The organism is Tepidibacter mesophilus (assembly GCF_002724055.1).
Taxonomy (GTDB): Bacteria; Bacillota; Clostridia; order Peptostreptococcales; family Peptostreptococcaceae; genus Tepidibacter_A; species Tepidibacter_A mesophilus.
The window spans coordinates 1-523 of record NZ_BDQY01000072.1; the positions used below are offsets into that span (position 1 = coordinate 1).

Consider the following 523-nt stretch of genomic DNA (forward strand, 5'->3'; position numbering starts at 1 on the left):
TAATGTAAAAGAGCTTAAACAAATAGACCCACAAGGAAAAATATTAGATAGATACAGATATACTTATGATGGAGCAGGTAATAAAATAAAAGCAGTAAAAGAAAAAGATGATCTTGATGATGATGAAGATGAATGGGAAGAAATATCATATCAATATGATGAACTAAACCAATTAATAGGGGTTGTAAAAGACAATAAAGAAATAAGAAAATATTTATATGATACTCTAGGAAATAGAGTGAAAATGTAGGAGTATCAAGAAACTGAATTAAAAGATGAAATAAATTATGAATATGACAAACTAAACAGATTAATAAGAACAAACGATAAAGATGATGAAGACGAAGGAAAACAATTCATATATGATAACAGAGGAAATCTTATTCAAAAAAGAATAGAAGGTAGAATATTTAATGAATATGAATTTGATGAAACAAACAGTTTAGTAAAAGTTACAAATAAGCATGATGATGAAACAAGATATTTCTACGATGGATTTGGCAACAGAATAAAAACAATAGTA

The 523-nt window shown here is 26.0% G+C and carries 1 protein-coding gene; it reads left to right on the forward strand.

The window, feature by feature from the left end:
• Window positions 1-250: hypothetical protein (locus Tmeso_RS15880; RefSeq protein ID WP_145993182.1), on the forward strand; the 250-nt coding region annotated here is incomplete at its 5' end.
• Between the last annotated feature and the right edge of the window lie 273 nt (window positions 251-523).